Below are 15,641 nucleotides of genomic sequence, written 5' to 3'. Positions count from 1 at the left end.
GGTTGACCGAGGAGCGAGGACGGACCAGGGGCCGGACACCGACGGTGTCCGACGCCGACATCCGGCGCGTCGCGCGGGCCCTACTGACCGCGCACGGCCCCGACGGGGTCACCCTGCGCGCCATCGCCCGCGAACTCGGCATCACCGCCCCCGCCCTCTACCGGCACTACGCCTCGCGCGACGAACTGGTCGAGCGGCTGCGCCTGGAATTCTGCGCCGAGCTGGCCGCGTTCCTGTCCGCCGAGATCGACCAGCTGCCCGACGACGGCGCGGTGCAATTCCTCGCCATCTGCCGGGGTTTCCGCCGCTGGGCCCTGGCCCAGCCGCGCGAGTTCACCCTCGTCTTCGCCACCCCCTCCGATCAACGCACCATGATGCGCCGCTTCGACGAACCCTTCGGCCGCGTCTTCCTCGCCGCCGCGGGCCGGCTGCTGGCAGGCTTCGAGATCGCCACCCCACCCGGCGACACCATCCCCGCCGAACTCCGCGACGACCTCATCGATTTCCAGACCGAACTGCTGGCCGTCCTGTCCGAGACCGGCCAGAAGTTCCCCGCCGAGAAACTCGACCTCGGCACCACCTACCTCATGGTCCAGACCTGGGCCCGCCTCTTCGGCCACGTCACCCTGGAAGTCTTCGGCAACTATCCCATCCCCCTGGCCTCCCCCGAGATCATGTTCGACGCCATGCTCGCCGACCTGGCCCGCACCACAGGCTTCGACCACCGCCCCGACTAGCGCGACCGGGCGAGTCTGTCGGTGGCCTGCGAGAGTATCGGACGACACCGATTCGGAATGGGGGAGCTGAGTGATGGAGCACGAGCAGTTCGGGCAGGAGGCGCTGGCCAGCGTGCGGGCGCACTGGGCCGGTGCGGCCGAGTATTCGGCGGAGGATTTCAGCGTCGGCCTCGACGACGGCCGGGTCATCTATCTGGGCAACATCTTTCGCGAGTGCTCCGACCTCGGCCCCAGCGAGCGCGCGGCGAGCCTCGCGGCGTTCGTCTCCGCGATGATCTTCGACGACGAGGTGCCCGTCGACTGGCGGTCGGTGCGTCCGATGCTGCGATCGGTCCTGCGGCCGGTCACACTCGGCGCCGACCTGTCGAGCGCACTGTCGCGCCCGGCGTTCCCGTTCGTCAACGAGTCGGTGGTCATCGATCGGCCACGGACCCGGGCCTTCGTCCACGAGAACCACGCACGTGACTGGGGAGTCGAGCCGGACGAGGTCTTCGCCGCGGCACGCGAGAACCTCGCGGCCCTCGCACGGCCCGGTTCAGCGGAGAGATTGCAGGTCACCCGGTTCATCGACGACGGCAGCTCTTACGCCGCATCCTGGCTGCTGGTGCCCGGCTGGCTGGCCGGGCATGCCGACGGGACGCATCGGCCGGTGGTCTTCATCGCCGAGAACGATTCCCTGTTGCTCGTTCCCGATGAACCGGATCTGCTCGCGCAGACCTTCGAGATGATCGAGCAGCAGTACCGGGAGGCAGCGCGGCCGATCTCACCGCAGGGGTACACGATCGACGCCGAAGGCACTGTCGTCCCGTTCGACGAGGCGGGCGAGCACCCCTGCCGACGACTGGCGCTGCGTGCCCGCGCCGGCCTCGCCCTGACCGAGTACTCGATCCAGTCGAACCACCTCAACAAGACTTTCGAGGAGTTCCTCGAACTGCCCGACCTCGACATCGAACCCGCCTACGTCAGCACGGTGAACTACGAGGAATCCGACCGCGGTGCCTTCACCTCCGTGGTCTGGGGTGAGGACGTGGACTACCTGCTACCGGAGGCTGACGTCGTCCACTTTCTGCGCCGCGGCAAGAACGACGACGTGGAATCGGTCTGCACTGTCCCCTTCCCCGCGGTGATCGAGATACTGGGTTTGGTGCCTGTTCCGGGCCTGTCCCCGACCCGATTCGAAGTGCGCGGCTGGCCCGATCCCGCCGCTATGACCCGCCTCCGCGCCGCCGCCATCGAGCCCTGACCACCCACCTATTCCCATGGTGGTGCGGTGGTCCAGGATTCGCCGGCGATGACGATGTGGTCGAGGTAGCGCAGGCCGACGGTGGTGGCGGCCTGGTGGAGCAGGGTGCTGGCGCGGCGGTCGTCGGGGCTGGGTTCGGGGTCGCCGGAGGGGTGGTTGTGGACGACGGCGAAGGCGCGGCCGTCGTGGCGCAGGACGGTGTTGAGGATTTCGCGGACGGGAACGGCGACGTGGTCGATGGCGCCTTCGGCGACGAAGGCGCGGTGGCGCAGCCGGTGCTGGGTGTCGCAGATCAGCACGAGCAGGCGTTCGACGCGGGCGCCGGCGAACAGCGGGATGGCCACGCGGGCGATGTCCTCCGGTGCGCTCAGGCGGGGCACGGTGTCGGTGCTCGTGCGCGAGCGGGTGCCCAGGTGGAAGGCGGCGATGACGGTGGCGGCCTTGGCGGGACCGATGCCCGCCCTGCGCGCGAGTTCCTCCGGCCTGGCAGCGGACAACTCGGCGAGGCCGCCGTATTCACCGAGCAGTTGTGCGGCGAGTTCGAGCGCGGACAGTCCGCGCGTGCCCTGGCCGAGCAGCAGTGCGAGCAGTTCGCTGTCGCTGAGCGCGTGCGGGCCGAGCATGAGCAGCCGCTCGCGTGGACGCTGGGCGACGGGCAGATCGGCGATCGGTACCGACATCGGTTCCCCCCTGCGGATCGGTGACGCCACCGATACTCCCAGCACCCACCGACAGATTCGAGCTATCCCCCAGCCACCGGGCTAGCCGGTGGGCTCCGCGGTGAAGATGGAATCGGGATCAAGGGGACTGCATCGTCAGGTGGACGGCTCCGAGGTGAATATCGAATCGGCCATCAACCGCTCCAGATTGCGTAGCTGGCGTTCGTGCACCACGATCCGGCGCAACGCCTCGTTGACAGTCGCGTTGCTGTCACCTGTGCCCATGATGTCGGCAGCAGCGGCCAGCAGACGCTGGTCCAGATCTATCCGCAGAGTTCGCACACATCCTCCTCGCCTACGAACGCAATCTTGCGTGATGGACCGCCCGTGCGTGCGGAGATTCACCGCGTCGTTACCGAATCCGGTATTCGCAACCGCACACAGCAAACCGGCCGCACCCACCGTGACCGCCGCGGAAAGACGACCCGAATTCGCTGGTGACCGCCGGAATCGGGGCAGCCATCGCGCCGGAACTGTGCAGTTTGCGCAGTTGTGCGCGTCGCTGTTGTCGCCGACCGAGCAGCGGTGCTTGCCTTGAGGCATGTTCACCGAGGCACAGCTGTACTCGCCGGTGACGCGCGAGCGTGACGGCGATGTGACGGTGCACCTGAGCGCCGACCATCCCGGGGTCGGCGATCAGGACTACCGCGCGCGCCGCAATGCCATCGCCGCGCTCGCCCTCGACTATCACGAGGACGGGCCCACCCCGCACATCGACTACACCGACGACGAGCAGCGGGTGTGGCGCATCGCCTCGGCCGAACTGTCCGCCAAGCACGCCGTCTACGCCTGCGCCGAGGTGCGCGAGGCCGCCGCGCGGCTCGCCCTGCCGCCCGATCACATCCCGCAGCTCGACGAGGTCTCCCGGCTGCTCGCCCCGCTGACCGGCTTCCGCTACGTACCCGCCGCCGGACTGGTGCCGCTGCGCGAGTTCTTCGGCTCCTTCGCCGAGCGCACCTTCCATTCCACCCAGTACATCCGCCACCATTCGGCGCCGCTGTACACCCCCGAGCCCGACGCGATCCACGAGATCATCGGCCACGCCAGCCAGATCGCCAGCCCGCGCTTCGCGGCGCTCTACGAAACCGTCGGCGCCGCGGTGGCGCGCCTGCGCACCGACACCGCGCTGAAATTCCTGGCCGATGTGTTCTGGTTCTCGCTGGAATTCGGTGTGGTGCGCGAGGCCGGGGAAATTCGCTGCTACGGCGCGGGACTGCTGTCCTCCTACGGCGAGATCGACGAATTCCGGCACGCGCAGCTACGCCCGCTCGATGTCGCTGCGATGGGCACCATCAGCTACGACATCACCCATTACCAGCCGGTGCTGTTCTGCGCGGATTCGGTGGATCAGCTGGTCGACGTGCTGGGCGAATTCTTCGCGACAATGGACGACGAGACTCCGGCCCGGCTCGGCCACCATCCGCACCCGGTGTCATAGCAAACTCCGAATACCTTGGTACAGAACACAGTTCATCATTTTTCGTTTCTCACATGATGAGACCCGACAGGCAGAACGGGCCGCTCGGCTGTTACTTTCGACCGGTTCTTCAAGCTTTGCGAAAGGGTCGGGTAGACCGAAAATGACTGTGGACGTGACCGATACGCATGCCTCCGAGCCTGCCCCGGAGCCCGAGGCTCCGCTGTGGCTGCAGGGCCGGGAAGCGGTGATCGCCGCGGCGACACCGGACCAGTGGCGCGGCAACGTTCCCGACTACGAACTCAGCCACGAGGTGATTCCGCGCGAGCGCGTCGCCCAGCACGCGCCCGGGTCGCTCGAGGCCATCGTCGAGGATCTGGTGAAGGTCTTCGAGATGGAGGTCTCGCACAAGGCCGACCCGGCCACCTGGCTGTCGGTGGTGGCCGAGCAGTACCGCGGCCGGGTCAACGGCGGGGTGTGGCAGGACGCCGAGGAGTTCGCCCGGATCGGCAGCTACAACATCCTCATCGGCGACAACCCCTACTACGAGTCGGCCAACGAGACCTTCGAGTCCTCGCACAAGATCTTCCACACCGCCTTCCCCGGCGGGTTCTTCTGGGAGGTGCTCGAGGTGCTGTCGGGCCCGCCGACGGTGAGCTTCCGGTGGCGGCACTGGGGCAAGTACGACGGCGAGTACAAGGGCCACCAGCCCACCGGCGAGCAGATCGAGATGTTCGGCGTGACGATCGCGCGCGTCAGCGAGGACCTGCGCATCGTCGAGCTCGAGCACTTCTACGACAACAACCAGCTGCTCGGCCCGCTGGCCCACGGCTGCCCCGTGCAGCACGGCAAGAACTAGCCGCCCGCGCCGTTCGGTGCCTCTCCGGAGGTGCCGAACGGCAGGCCCGCGTGCAGCAGCTCGAGCGCCCGGGCCACATTGTCGGCGTTGACCGGCGTGGTGGTGGCGATCGACAGCATGGCCCCGATCATCGCCCCCGCCGCGACCCGCACCTCGAACTCGTCGGCCGGACGGCCGGTGTAGTCGGCCAGCAGCCCGGCCGCCAGTTCGATGCTGCGCTGGAACTCCCGGCCGATCGCCGAACGCAGCTCCGGCACGTGGTAGAGCAGGGCCTGACGTTCCTGTTCGAAGGCCATCTCCTCCGGGGAAAGCCCGGTGAAGACCTGCTCGGCCGCCTTGCGGAAGGCGGTGAGCGGGTGCTGGCCGCGCGGCTGCGCCGCCAGCGCCTCGATCATCAGCGGGTCCTGATCGTCGGCGAGGACCAGCTGTTCCTTGGTCGGGAAGTACCGGAAGAAGGTGCTCGGCGACACCTCGGCGGCCGCGGCGATCTGTTCCACGGTGGTCTCGGTGTAGCCCTGTTCGCGGAAGAGCCGGAACGCCTCGAGCCGGAGCGTACGGCGGGTGCGTTCCTTCTTCCGCGCGCGAAGTGACATGTCAACCGGCATGCATCGATTCTGCCGCATCCTCGGCGATCACCGGTGCGCTCGTGCCGCGCCGGATCACGAACACCGCGCCCAGCGCCGCGGCCACACACAGCACCGCGCACACCCCCAGCATGGTGTCCATCCCCGCGACGAACGCGTGCTGCACCTGGGCGAGCCGCACCGAATCGCCCTGGGTGGCCGCCACCCCGGCATTGACCCCGTCGGCGATCGGCGCGTGATCGAGCGGACCGAGCTCGGCGCGGTACCGGGTGGCCAGCACGGTGCCGAGCACCGCGACGCCGATGGTGCCGCCCGCCTGCCGAAGCGCTTGCAGCAGAGCAGAACCCGCGCCCGCCCGATTCGCCGCCAGCTCCCCCATCGCCAGACCCATCGCGGCGGGCATGACCAGGCCCATCCCCGTGCCGAGCACGGTGGTCCACAGGGCGGTGAGTCCGTAGCCGGAGTCGACGGAGGTCAGTGCGCCCAGGCCAAGTCCGGCGGCCAGGATCAGGAACCCGCCCACCAGCACAGCACGCACACCGATCCGGGGCAGGAGCAGGTCGACGAGCCTGCTGCCGAGCACCACGCCGCCGATCATCGGCAGCAGCCGCAGCCCGCTGCCCAGCGCGTCGACACCGAGCACGGCCTGGAAGTACTGCGGCACGGTGAAGAACATGCCGAACATCGCGAAATTGACCAGGATGGAAAATGCTGTCCCCCAGCGGAATGCGGGCGCGGCGAACAACCCCACGTCGATCAGCGGATGCGCGACCCGCCGCTGCCAGGCCAGGAACGCCGCCAGCAAGGCCACTCCCACACCCACACACAGCCACGCGAGCGGTTCACCCCAGCCCTGCTCGCCGATCCGGATGAAGCCGTAGGTGAGGCCGAGCATGCCCGCGGCCGAGAGCACCGCGCCGGCGATATCGATACGGAACCCGGTGTCGCCGTGGGATTCCGGGACCAGAGTGGCGACCGCGAGCGCGCCGACGACCACCAGCGGCACATTGATCAGGAACACCGAGCCCCACCAGTAGTGCTCGAGCAGCCAGCCGCCCACGATCGGGCCCAGCGGCAGGCCGATGGCGGTCGAGGTGACCCAGATCGTCAGCGCGCGTTGCCGTTGCGCGGGATCGGTGAACAGCACCGGCAGCACCGCCATCGACAGCGGCATCATCGCGGCGGCCGCGACGCCGAGCACCACCCGGCCCGCGATGAGCTGACCCGACGACCCCGCGAACGCGCAGGCCACCGAGGCCACACCGAACAGCACCAGCGCGCCGAGCAGCACCTTCCTGCGCCCGTACCGGTCACCGAGCGCGCCCGCGGGCAGCATGAGCGCGGCCAGGGCGAGCGTGTAGGCACCGGTGAACCATTGCAGCGCAGCGGTATTCGCGTGCAGGTCGACCGCCAGGGTCGGTAGGGCCACGGTGAGCACGGTGACGTCGAGCCCGATGGTGAGCATCGCCAGGGCGAGCGCGCCGAGCGCGAGCCAGCGACGGGTGTCCTCGGTCCGCATGTCTCCTCCAAAATGACAGTAACTACTTTTTGATAGTAACTCTCATTTGAAGTGAAGTGTCAATACCCCGCGTTGCCGCGACGCGCGGGCTCGCTAGGCTGCGAGGTGATGAAGATCCGTGAACTCGGCGTGCGCGCCGCCAGCACGCTCGGCGCGTTCGCCTCGGTCGCCGCCCTCGCCGCGGCTCCCGCCCTCGCCATCCCGCCCGTCGAGCCCTACGACCCACCCACCACCGGGTCGAGCACGACCACCACACCCCCGTTCACCACCCCGAACACCGACAGCTGCCCGCAGCGCACGCTGCCGCCCGCGCCGATCGACACCTCCGAGGTGCCCGCGCCGGGCGAGTCGGCGCCGAGCCCGCTGCCGGTGCCCTCCCCCGCGATCGGTGGCGAACGGCTCGGCGAATGCGGCGTGGTGCTGCCCCAGGGCGCGCCCGCGCTGCCCGCCGACCTCTCCGCGACCTCGTGGATGGTCTCCGACCTCGATACCGGGCGCGTGCTCGCGGCCAAGGACCCGCACGGCCGCTACCGCCCCGCCTCCACCATCAAGGTGGCCCTGGCCATCGTCGCGCTGCGCACCCTCGACCTGGACAAGGTGGTCGTCGGCACCCAGGCCGACGCCGATGTCGACGGCACCCGCGTCGGCATCGGACCGGGCGGGCGCTACACCAACCGCCAGCTCATGCAGGCGCTGATCATGTGCTCGGGCAACGACGCCGCGCATGCCATCGCCGCCCAGCTCGGCGGCGACGAGGCCACCGTGGCGAAGATGAACGCGGTGGCGAAGTCGTTGCGCGCCATGGACACTCGCGCCGCCACCCCGTCGGGCCTGGACGGCCCCGGCATGAGCACCTCGGCCTACGACCTGTCGGTGCTGTTCCGCGAGGCGATGAACATCCCGCTGTTCGCCGAGCTCATCCACACCGAACAGGTCGACTTCCCCGGCTATCCGGCCGACCCCAAGATCCCCGACGACAAGGACCACCCCGGGTTCCCGATCGCCAACGACAACCAGCTGCTCTACAACTACACGGGCGCGATCGGCGGCAAGACCGGCTTCACCGACGACGCCCGCCAGACCTTCGTCGCCGCCGCCGAACGCGACGGTCACCGCCTCGTCGTCACCCTGCTCAAGGCCGACGTGCTCCCGGTGCGCCCGTGGGTGCAGGCCGCGCGGCTGCTGGACTACGGCTTCGCCCTCGACACCGACGCCCGCGTCGGCAAGCTCCCCGAAACCGGTAGCGAGGCAGTGCAACCCAGCGTGCCGCTCGCCTCACCCCCGCCGCGCGCCGACGGCGCCCAGGCCGCGCCCGAGCAGCCCGCGCACCAGGGCGCCCGGGTGGCCACGCTGATCGGTATTCCGCTGGTGGTGGTCGGACTGCTGCTGTGGGGCCGCCGGGTGGTGCGGCGCGGGCGCTAGCGCTTGCGGCCCACCAGCACCAGGGCCAGCGCGGCCACCGCGCCCGCGCCGAAGTAGGCCGCGCCCGCCCCGGTGGTGACACCGTGCTCGACCACGCGCGGCTTGATCACCACCGGGTCCGGCGGCTGGACGGTCGCGGCGCGTTCGTTGTCGGACGAGGTGGCCGCCCACGCGGTGGCGAACAGCAGAATCCGGTAGGTGGTGTAACTGAACACCATCAGACCGATGATCGAACCGAAGGTCGCGCCCGCCGGGCTCGACATCACCATCCGCAGGTAGATCGCCGCGACCACCTTGAACACCTCGAACGCCACGGCGGCCAGCGCCGCCGCGCGCGCCGCGCTGCGCAGCGAGACCGGTTCGCGCGGCAGCCGGGCGATCATCCAGGCGAACACCGCCCAGGACGCCAGCCAGCCCAGCGCGATCGAGATCAGCGACAGCACCACCGTCGCACCGGGCACATGGTCGAGCCCGAGACCCTCCAGCAGCCGCCTGCCCAGCCCGCTCGCCCCCACCGCCGACAGGCCCAGCGACACCACGAACGCCAGCCCCAGACCGATCAGCGCGCCCAGATCCGACAGCTTGGCCAGCCACCACGGCTTCTCCGGGCTCTTGCTCGCCCACTGCTCGGTGAGCGCGGCCCGGACGTTCGACATCCACCCCAGGCCGGTGTAGAGACCGACCAGCAGACCCAGCACACCGACGGTGCCGCGTGACTTGATGGCCTGATCGATCAGGTCGTTGATCTGGTCGCCGAAGGAACCCGGCACGAGCTCGACGACCTTCTCCTGCAACTCCGCCAGCCACTCCGGGTGCCCGGCCAGCACGAAACCGGCCGCCGAGAACGCCACCATGAGCAGCGGAAACAGCGACAGCACAGTGAAATACGTGATCCCGGCGGCGAAGAAGTCGCCGCGGCTGTCCTGGAAGCGGCCGCCCGCCCTGACCAGATGATCCAGCCAGGGCCTGCGCCCGATCTGCCTCTCGACAGCGGCCGAGATGTTGTCGACGATCTGCATGCCCACGCGCCCCTTCAGCCGAAACCCCAGGGGCGCCGGGTCAGCGGGCCAGGAAGCCCACCCGGTCGTACACCTGAGCCAGTGTGTTGCCAGCGATCTCGCGTGCCCGCTCGGCACCCGCGGCGAGAATGCGGTCCAGTTCGGCCTGATCGGCCAGATACTCCTGCACCTTCTTCTGCACGGGTGTCACGAATTCGACCAGCGCGTCGGCCACCTCGGCCTTGAGATCACCGTAACCCTTACCCGCGAGATTCTCCTCGAGGTTCACGATCGGGGTGGCGGTCAGCGAACTCAGGATCACCAGCAGGTTGCTCACGCCGGCTTTGTTCTCCGGGTCGTAGCGGATCTCGCGCTCGGTGTCGGTGACCGCCGAGCGCACCTTCTTCGCGGTGACCTTCGGGTCGTCGAGCAGATTGATCAGGCCCGCGTCGGTGGAGGCCGACTTGCTCATCTTGGCGGTGGGGTCCTGCAGGTCGAAGATCTTGGCCGTGCCCTTGACGATGTGCGGCTCTGGCACGACGAAGGTCTTCTTGAAGCGGGTGTTGAAGCGCTGGGCCAGGTTCCGGGTCAGCTCCAGATGCTGGCGCTGATCCTCGCCGACCGGCACCTGGTGCGGGCGGTAGAGCAGGATGTCGGCCGCCATCAGCACCGGGTAGGTGAACAGGCCGACGGTCGCGTTCTCGGCGCCCTGCTTGACCGACTTGTCCTTGAACTGGGTCATCCGGCCCGCCTCACCGAACCCGGTGATACAGCTCAGGACCCAGGCCAGCTCCGCGTGCTCAGGCACCTGGCTCTGCACGAACAGGGTCGACTTGGCCGGGTCGATACCGAGCGCGAGCAGCTGGGCGGCGGCGGACTTGGTGCGCGCGCGCAGCGCCTTGGGGTCCTGGCTGACGGTGATCGCGTGCATGTCGGGGATGAAATACAGCGCGTCGTAGTCGTCCTGCATGGTCACCCAGTACTGCAGCGCACCCAGGTAGTTGCCGAGGTGGAAGGAGTCGCTGGTGGGCTGGATGCCCGACAGCACCCGCTGCTTGCGTTCGGCCGTCGCGGCCGGGGCAGGACTGGACATGCCCTCGATCTTTCCATGTCGATCAAGCGGAATTTCGCTGCACCCAGTTCCGTGGATCGACGCCCGGCATGCTCGCCTTGCCCGCCCGGACATTGCGCTGTTCGCGCCGGGCCAGCAGCTGATAGGAGGGTGTGCTCGGCCCCGCCAGCGCACCGGCGAGCACGCGCGGCGCCAGCGGTGGCGTGCGATGAGCGGTGCGCAGGCTGCGGCACAGCGCGCGGTGCGCGAGCTCGTCGGTGAGCCCCCACTCGATGCCGTACATCCTCCGAATCCGTGGCGGCAGACTGCCCTGGACCAGGGAATACAGCGCGGTGCCGACCTGCTCGGCGGGCGGGGCCAGCCGGTAGGCCTTGCGGCTGCCCGCGAGGTAGGAGCCCACCAGCCGGGCCTCGTCGGTGAGGAACAGCTCGTCGGAGTCCAGGTAGGCGTCGAAGTACGCGCGGAAGGCCGGGTAGTCGCCGGGAGCGGCCTCGCGCGGCATACCGAACAACTCGCCCCAGCGCACGTAGTCCTGATACAGGTCCTCGCGTTCGGTGGCGGTGAGCTCGCGGACCAGCCGGTCGTACATGGCCTCGGCCGAATCGAAGGTGAAGGCCATGGTCATGAACATCAGGTGCGGGTCGTGCGCGGCATAGGCGCTGCCCGCCGGGTGGTGGGCGCCCGCGTCCTCGGGCAGCGTGCCGACCACCGGCTGATGCTTGCGACGGGTGAAGGCCAGCGCCCGGTCGGCCTCGGACTTGCTGCCCAGGAACACCGCCTCGAACATCGCGCCGGTGATCGCCAGGCGCGTGTACGGGGTGGCCCGGTGCGCGGTGTTCTCGCTGGTACCGACGAACAGCAGCGGATGGACCGCCCCGATCACCAGCGCGCGCACGCCGTAGGTGAGTCCCACCGCCCGCTTGCTCATCACCCTGCGGATCATCGAATCGTCGGCGAAATATCCGGGTTCGCCCTGCCGTGCGGCCATGCTGCGCCTCCTCGTCGAGTGCATCTGGCAATAGAATCCTCCAGATTTGATAATCTGGCAAGAGTCTCTACCAGAAAAGCCCCGGGAGCCGACAGGACGCAAAATGGATGCCGTGACCGCACAACGGACCTATGGCGGCGTCTCGGCGGCCGAGCGCAAGGCGCAGCGCCGCACCGCACTGCTGGACGCGGCCCTCGAGCTCGTCGGCGAGGACGGGCAGGCCAAGCTGACCGTGGCCGGGCTGTGCGCCCGCGCCGGACTCAACGAGCGCTACTACTACGAGAACTTCGAGCATCGCGACGCGGTCCTCGAGGCGGTCCTGGACCGGATCGCCGAGGAACTCACCGCCGCCATCGTCACCGCGCTGGCGGGAGCGGCCCCCGACAGCCGCGCCCAGGCACACGCCGCCATCCACGCGGGCACCTCGGTGCTCATCGACGACCCGCGCAAGGCCCGTGCCGCGCTGATCGCGGGCATGGCCACACCCGAACTCCGGGCGCGCACCGCACGCACGGTGCGCGCGTTCGCCCGGCTGGTCGCCGCGCAGGGCAGCGGGTTCTATCAGGTGGAGATCGCGCAGAACATCGTCGACTTCCGCGCGCTGTACCTGGTCGGCGGGCTCACCCAGACCCTGACCACCTGGCTCGCGGGCGACCTCGATCTCACCCGCGAACAACTCGTCGACCAGATCACCGACGTGTTCGTCCTGCTCGGCGACGACCTGGCCGGTCGCCGCTGAGTCCGTCGGCTACGGCTGATCGAGTGGCATCGGGCAGACGCGAATACCGGCGCTAGGAGCCGGGGCGGTCGGTCAACGCGACCGCATCGAAGGCCGACGGCTCGCCCTGCAGCACGACGCGGAAGGCCACATCGCGACGCGCCCAGTAGGCCGCGCAGTCGCGCACCGCGCCCGCGAACCAGTCGCGTTCGGTGGGCTGCTCGGCCAGCAGCTCGGCGGCGGCGCGGACCACCGCCACATAGCCGGGCGCGTCACCGACGAAATCGTCGAGGTCACGCAGGCACTCGTCGAAGGCGTCCTTGTTGGCGCCGAAGTAGTACGGGAACTGGAAGGCGGCGGCGAACTCGTCGAACAGCGCCGCGACCGTGCGCATCTTGGGTCCGCGCAGTTCGCGCACCCGGTAGTCGGCCGGCGCGTCGTAGCGCACCCCGCTGAATTGCGCGGCGTCGACGGCCAGCGCACCGAACACCGGGCCCGTCGGGGCTCCGGCGGTGGGGCGGGCAAGGAACTGCGACAGCGGCATTCGCGACGTCATCAGCGCATCCTCGTGAAGGTGTCGTAGTGGTCACCGGTGTACCAGGCCGAACCATCACTGCCGGTCACGATGCGCTCCGCATCACGAGACCGATTGCGCTGCTTGGGATTGACATCCCACTCCTGATACTTCACCGGATTCCCCGCCGAATCCTTCGGCGGCAGTTTCGTCCCCCGGTTCATCCACTGCTCCCCACCCTTGGTCCCGGGCGAGCCCGCCGAATCCGGCCACCGCCCCGCATCGATCTCGACCAACGTCGCGTACGCCCGATCCGGAACCCCCGCCACCTTGCTGACCGGCGCGGCCGAACTCCCCCCGGGTTTCGCCGCGGGCGCACCCGGCTTGGGCGCGGTACTGGCACCACCGGCGACCGCGGCGGTCGTGGTCACCGAGGTAGTGCTGTTGTCCCCGGACCCACCGAACACCGACAGCCCGAGCGCGGCCAGAACGAGAACAAGCCCGGCAAGCAATCCGAGCGTCTTACGCGAGAGGTTCACCGTGATGAACCTACGTCACCGAGCCCGCCACCCACGAGCGGCTTGATAGTATCATCCATGTAACTATCATCGATGATACCAAGGGGAGCGATGGACTTCGTCGGGCGATGGCGCGAACTGCGGACCTTGGATACCGCGCTGGCCGGGGTCCGGGCCGCGATCGGTACCGCGAAACCGGGGAACTGTCTGATCCTGCGCGGTCGCCGCCGCATCGGTAAGTCCGCGCTGATCGAGGAGTTCACTCAGCGCAGCGGCGCGCCGAATATGTTCTACACCAGCGAGATCGGACTCGGAACCGATCCGCTGATCGAGTTCGCCGATACGGTCGCGCATTCGTCCCTCCCCGATGCCGACGTCTTCGCCGATGCCCTGCCGGCCAACTGGACCGCGGCGCTGCGGCAGCTGGCGGGGATCCTGCCGGACGACGAGCCGAGTGTCGTCGTCCTCGACGAACTGCCCTACCTCATGGACGACGCGGGGGCCTTCGAGAGTGTCCTGCAGCGCGCATGGGACCGCGAACTGTGCCGCAAACCGGTCCTGCTGATCCTCATCGGGTCCGATCTGGCCATGATGGCCGCGCTCACCTCGCACGGTCGGCCGTTCCATCAGCGCGGCACCGAGATGCGGCTGGGTCCGCTCGACCCCGCCGACGTCGCGACGATGACCGGCGCCGACGCCGCGACCGCTTTCGACGCCACGCTGGTCACCGGCGGGCTACCCATCATCTGCGCACGCTGGCGGCCCGAGGACGATGTGTGGACATTCCTGACCAGGGAACTGGCGGATCCGGTCAGCCCTTTGATCGTCTCCGCACAGCTGTCTCTGGCCGCCGAATTCCCCGAACAGACCTTGGCCCGACAGGTTCTGTCCGCGATCGGCAGCGGCGAGCGAACGTTCACCAATATCGCCCGGGCGGCAGGCGGGCTCGCCAACACCAGCCTGTCCCGCGCCTTGAACCTGTTGACGGACAAAGGAATCGTCGCGGGCGACCTACCGATCTCGCTCACCCCGTCGAAGGACCGCCGGTACCGCATCACCGACTCGTACCTGCGATTCTGGCTCACCTTCCTCGGCCCCCACCTCCCCGAACTGGATCGCCTGCGCGCGGACCTGACCCTCGCGCGGATTCGACGCGGCTGGACGAGCTGGCGTGGCCGGGCGGTCGAGCCGCTCATCCGCGAGTCCCTGGCACGGCTCCTCCCGGCCCGAGGTATCCCCGCCGTCCCGGCGATCGGCGGGTACTGGACCCGTACCAACGACGTGGAGATCGACATCGTCGGCGCCGACCGGGAACCCGTCGCCAAGGAACTGGCCTTCCTCGGGTCCATCAAGTGGCTGGAGAACTCACCGTTCGACACCCACGACCTCACGACCCTGCAGAACCACCGCTTCCGGCTGACCGACGAGGCCATCCCGTTGATCGCGGTCAGCCGCTCCGGCGTCGCCACCGATCACCTGGCCGCCGCGTTCACCCCCGACGACCTCCTGGCCGCGTGGCGACCACGAACTGTTCGACCGTGAGCCGTCGTCACCGGAACTGGACGGTGACCGGGGCGTGGTCGGACCAGCGCTGGTCGTAGGCGGGGGCGCGTTCGACGACGGCTTGTTTGGCTCGGGTGGGGAGGTCGCCGAGGGCGAGGTGGTAGTCGATGCGCCAGCCGGAGTCGTTGTCGAAGGCTCGGCCCCGGTAGGACCACCAGCTGTAGGGACCTGCGGTGTCGGGGTGGAGGGCGCGGACGACGTCGACGTAGCCGGCGGCGAGGAGTTCGGCGATCCAGGCGCGTTCCTCGGGCAGGAAGCCCGCGGATTTCTGGTTGGCCTTCCAGTTCTTGAGGTCCACTTCGGCGGGGGCGATGTTCCAGTCGCCGCTGACGACGAAATCGCCGGTGCGGGTCTTCAGGTAGGCGCCGAGTTCGGCCATGAAGCGGTACTTCTCGTCCTGCTTGGGGGTGTTCTCCTCGCCGGAGTGCACGTACACGCTGGCCGCGGTGATCTCGCCGAAGTCGGCCTCGATATAGCGGCCGGAGGCGGCGAACTCGGCGCTGCCGAAGCCGATCCGTACTGCGTCGGGGGCGCGGCGCGACAGGAGGCCGACCCCGGCGCGGCCCTTGGATTCCGGTTCGGCGTGCGAGAGCACCCACCCGGCGTCGAGGGCGGGCGCCAGTGCCGTCGCGACCTGCGCGTCGGTCGCGCGCGTCTCCTGCAGGCACACGATGTCGGCTTCGGTCGCGGCGAGCCACGCCAGCATGCCCTTGGTCGACGCGGCACGCACGCCGTTCACATTCACAGTCGAGAGGATCAGAGCCACCGTA

The 15,641-nt window shown here is 69.0% G+C and carries 17 protein-coding genes; 7 read left to right on the top strand and 10 right to left on the bottom strand.

Going from position 1 to position 15,641, the window contains the following annotated elements:
• The first annotated feature begins 2 nt into the window (after positions 1-2).
• Positions 3-737: a TetR/AcrR family transcriptional regulator gene (locus tag ACWEMY_RS03345; protein ID WP_452388689.1), complete on the top strand. Its 735-nt coding sequence runs from the start codon at positions 3-5 to the stop codon at positions 735-737.
• 73 nt (positions 738-810) lie between these two features.
• On the top strand, positions 811-1,980 hold the full coding sequence (locus tag ACWEMY_RS03340) for a hypothetical protein (RefSeq protein ID WP_452388688.1): 1,170 nt from the start codon (positions 811-813) through the stop codon (positions 1,978-1,980).
• A gap of 8 nt (positions 1,981-1,988) precedes the next feature.
• Here ACWEMY_RS03340 and radC read toward each other — a convergent pair whose 3' ends face one another.
• Together radC and ACWEMY_RS03330 are read right to left on the bottom strand one after the other, a co-directional pair.
• Positions 1,989-2,660, bottom strand: coding sequence for a RadC family protein (gene radC / locus ACWEMY_RS03335; RefSeq protein ID WP_452388687.1), 672 nt, complete (start codon positions 2,658-2,660; stop codon positions 1,989-1,991).
• A gap of 135 nt (positions 2,661-2,795) precedes the next feature.
• The gene (locus tag ACWEMY_RS03330) at positions 2,796-2,981 is read right to left on the bottom strand and encodes a type II toxin-antitoxin system VapB family antitoxin (protein WP_375934709.1); all 186 of its coding nucleotides are present in this window, start codon (positions 2,979-2,981) and stop codon (positions 2,796-2,798) included.
• Between the two features lie 259 nt (positions 2,982-3,240).
• On the opposite strand from ACWEMY_RS03330, the gene ACWEMY_RS03325 reads away from it, so the two are divergent.
• Positions 3,241-4,137 carry a phenylalanine 4-monooxygenase gene (locus ACWEMY_RS03325; protein ID WP_452388686.1) on the top strand — a complete coding sequence of 299 codons (897 nt, stop codon included), beginning with the start codon at positions 3,241-3,243 and terminating at the stop codon, positions 4,135-4,137.
• 154 nt (positions 4,138-4,291) lie between these two features.
• Entirely contained in the window at positions 4,292-4,975 is a 684-nt protein-coding gene (locus tag ACWEMY_RS03320) for an ester cyclase (protein WP_375934703.1), read from the top strand.
• Here ACWEMY_RS03320 and ACWEMY_RS03315 read toward each other — a convergent pair.
• Together ACWEMY_RS03315 and ACWEMY_RS03310 are read right to left on the bottom strand one after the other, a co-directional pair.
• Positions 4,972-5,580: a TetR family transcriptional regulator gene (locus ACWEMY_RS03315; RefSeq protein ID WP_375934700.1), complete on the bottom strand. Its 609-nt coding sequence runs from the start codon at positions 5,578-5,580 to the stop codon at positions 4,972-4,974. The genes ACWEMY_RS03320 and ACWEMY_RS03315 overlap by 4 nt on opposite strands.
• A complete protein-coding gene (locus ACWEMY_RS03310; protein WP_452388685.1) occupies positions 5,570-7,078 on the bottom strand; it encodes an MFS transporter in 1,509 nt (502 codons plus the stop codon). Before ACWEMY_RS03310 ends, ACWEMY_RS03315 begins: the two co-directional genes overlap by 11 nt.
• Before the next feature lie 108 nt (positions 7,079-7,186).
• On the opposite strand from ACWEMY_RS03310, the gene ACWEMY_RS03305 reads away from it, so the two are divergent.
• The gene (locus tag ACWEMY_RS03305) at positions 7,187-8,500 is read left to right on the top strand and encodes a D-alanyl-D-alanine carboxypeptidase family protein (RefSeq protein ID WP_452388684.1); all 1,314 of its coding nucleotides are present in this window, start codon (positions 7,187-7,189) and stop codon (positions 8,498-8,500) included.
• Here the strand turns inward: ACWEMY_RS03305 and yhjD are convergent.
• From yhjD to ACWEMY_RS03290, 3 genes are read right to left on the bottom strand one after another with little or no spacing between them, the layout of a single operon-like run.
• Complete coding sequence (gene yhjD, locus ACWEMY_RS03300; RefSeq protein ID WP_452388683.1) at positions 8,497-9,519, bottom strand: inner membrane protein YhjD; 1,023 nt, start codon at positions 9,517-9,519, stop codon at positions 8,497-8,499. The two genes, ACWEMY_RS03305 and yhjD, sit on opposite strands and share 4 nt — an antisense overlap.
• Positions 9,520-9,559: 40 nt before the next feature.
• On the bottom strand, positions 9,560-10,591 hold the full coding sequence (trpS, locus tag ACWEMY_RS03295) for a tryptophan--tRNA ligase (protein WP_452388682.1): 1,032 nt from the start codon (positions 10,589-10,591) through the stop codon (positions 9,560-9,562).
• Between the two features lie 22 nt (positions 10,592-10,613).
• Positions 10,614-11,558 carry an oxygenase MpaB family protein gene (locus ACWEMY_RS03290; protein WP_452388681.1) on the bottom strand — a complete coding sequence of 315 codons (945 nt, stop codon included), beginning with the start codon at positions 11,556-11,558 and terminating at the stop codon, positions 10,614-10,616.
• 103 nt (positions 11,559-11,661) lie between these two features.
• Between ACWEMY_RS03290 and ACWEMY_RS03285 the strand changes: the two genes are divergently transcribed.
• Positions 11,662-12,297, top strand: a complete 636-nt coding sequence (locus ACWEMY_RS03285) for a TetR/AcrR family transcriptional regulator (protein WP_452388680.1) — start codon at positions 11,662-11,664, stop codon at positions 12,295-12,297.
• A 52-nt stretch (positions 12,298-12,349) separates the two neighbouring features.
• Here ACWEMY_RS03285 and ACWEMY_RS03280 read toward each other — a convergent pair whose 3' ends face one another.
• Both ACWEMY_RS03280 and ACWEMY_RS03275 read right to left on the bottom strand, forming a co-directional pair.
• A complete protein-coding gene (locus tag ACWEMY_RS03280) occupies positions 12,350-12,832 on the bottom strand; it encodes a barstar family protein (protein ID WP_452388679.1) in 483 nt (160 codons plus the stop codon).
• Complete coding sequence (locus ACWEMY_RS03275) at positions 12,832-13,329, bottom strand: ribonuclease domain-containing protein (RefSeq protein WP_452388678.1); 498 nt, start codon at positions 13,327-13,329, stop codon at positions 12,832-12,834. Before ACWEMY_RS03275 ends, ACWEMY_RS03280 begins: the two co-directional genes overlap by 1 nt.
• A gap of 90 nt (positions 13,330-13,419) precedes the next feature.
• Here ACWEMY_RS03275 and ACWEMY_RS03270 point away from each other — a divergent pair, with 90 nt between their 5' ends.
• Positions 13,420-14,850: an ATP-binding protein gene (locus tag ACWEMY_RS03270; protein WP_452388677.1), complete on the top strand. Its 1,431-nt coding sequence runs from the start codon at positions 13,420-13,422 to the stop codon at positions 14,848-14,850.
• A gap of 7 nt (positions 14,851-14,857) precedes the next feature.
• Here ACWEMY_RS03270 and ACWEMY_RS03265 read toward each other — a convergent pair whose 3' ends face one another.
• The gene (locus tag ACWEMY_RS03265) at positions 14,858-15,637 is read right to left on the bottom strand and encodes an exodeoxyribonuclease III (protein WP_452388676.1); all 780 of its coding nucleotides are present in this window, start codon (positions 15,635-15,637) and stop codon (positions 14,858-14,860) included.
• Positions 15,638-15,641: the final 4 nt, after the last annotated feature.

The organism is Nocardia sp. NPDC004415, from assembly GCF_053602435.1.
The sequence above is the reverse complement of the archived record's forward strand: the minus strand, read 5'-3'. Positions and strand labels throughout refer to the sequence as shown.

Bases quoted from the DNA above. Each gene is read 5' to 3' on its own strand.
- trpS (WP_452388682.1), bottom strand. From the start codon at position 10,591: ATGTCCAGTCCTGCCCCGGCCGCGACGGCCGAACGCAAGCAGCGGGTG.
- yhjD (WP_452388683.1), bottom strand. From the start codon at position 9,519: ATGCAGATCGTCGACAACATCTCGGCCGCTGTCGAGAGGCAGATCGGG.
- ACWEMY_RS03280 (WP_452388679.1), bottom strand. From the start codon at position 12,832: ATGACGTCGCGAATGCCGCTGTCGCAGTTCCTTGCCCGCCCCACCGCC.
- ACWEMY_RS03315 (WP_375934700.1), bottom strand. From the start codon at position 5,580: ATGCCGGTTGACATGTCACTTCGCGCGCGGAAGAAGGAACGCACCCGC.
- radC (WP_452388687.1), bottom strand. From the start codon at position 2,660: ATGTCGGTACCGATCGCCGATCTGCCCGTCGCCCAGCGTCCACGCGAG.
- ACWEMY_RS03285 (WP_452388680.1), top strand. From the start codon at position 11,662: ATGGATGCCGTGACCGCACAACGGACCTATGGCGGCGTCTCGGCGGCC.
- ACWEMY_RS03310 (WP_452388685.1), bottom strand. From the start codon at position 7,078: ATGCGGACCGAGGACACCCGTCGCTGGCTCGCGCTCGGCGCGCTCGCC.
- ACWEMY_RS03290 (WP_452388681.1), bottom strand. From the start codon at position 11,558: ATGGCCGCACGGCAGGGCGAACCCGGATATTTCGCCGACGATTCGATG.
- ACWEMY_RS03325 (WP_452388686.1), top strand. From the start codon at position 3,241: ATGTTCACCGAGGCACAGCTGTACTCGCCGGTGACGCGCGAGCGTGAC.
- ACWEMY_RS03270 (WP_452388677.1), top strand. From the start codon at position 13,420: ATGGACTTCGTCGGGCGATGGCGCGAACTGCGGACCTTGGATACCGCG.
- ACWEMY_RS03305 (WP_452388684.1), top strand. From the start codon at position 7,187: ATGAAGATCCGTGAACTCGGCGTGCGCGCCGCCAGCACGCTCGGCGCG.
- ACWEMY_RS03340 (WP_452388688.1), top strand. From the start codon at position 811: ATGGAGCACGAGCAGTTCGGGCAGGAGGCGCTGGCCAGCGTGCGGGCG.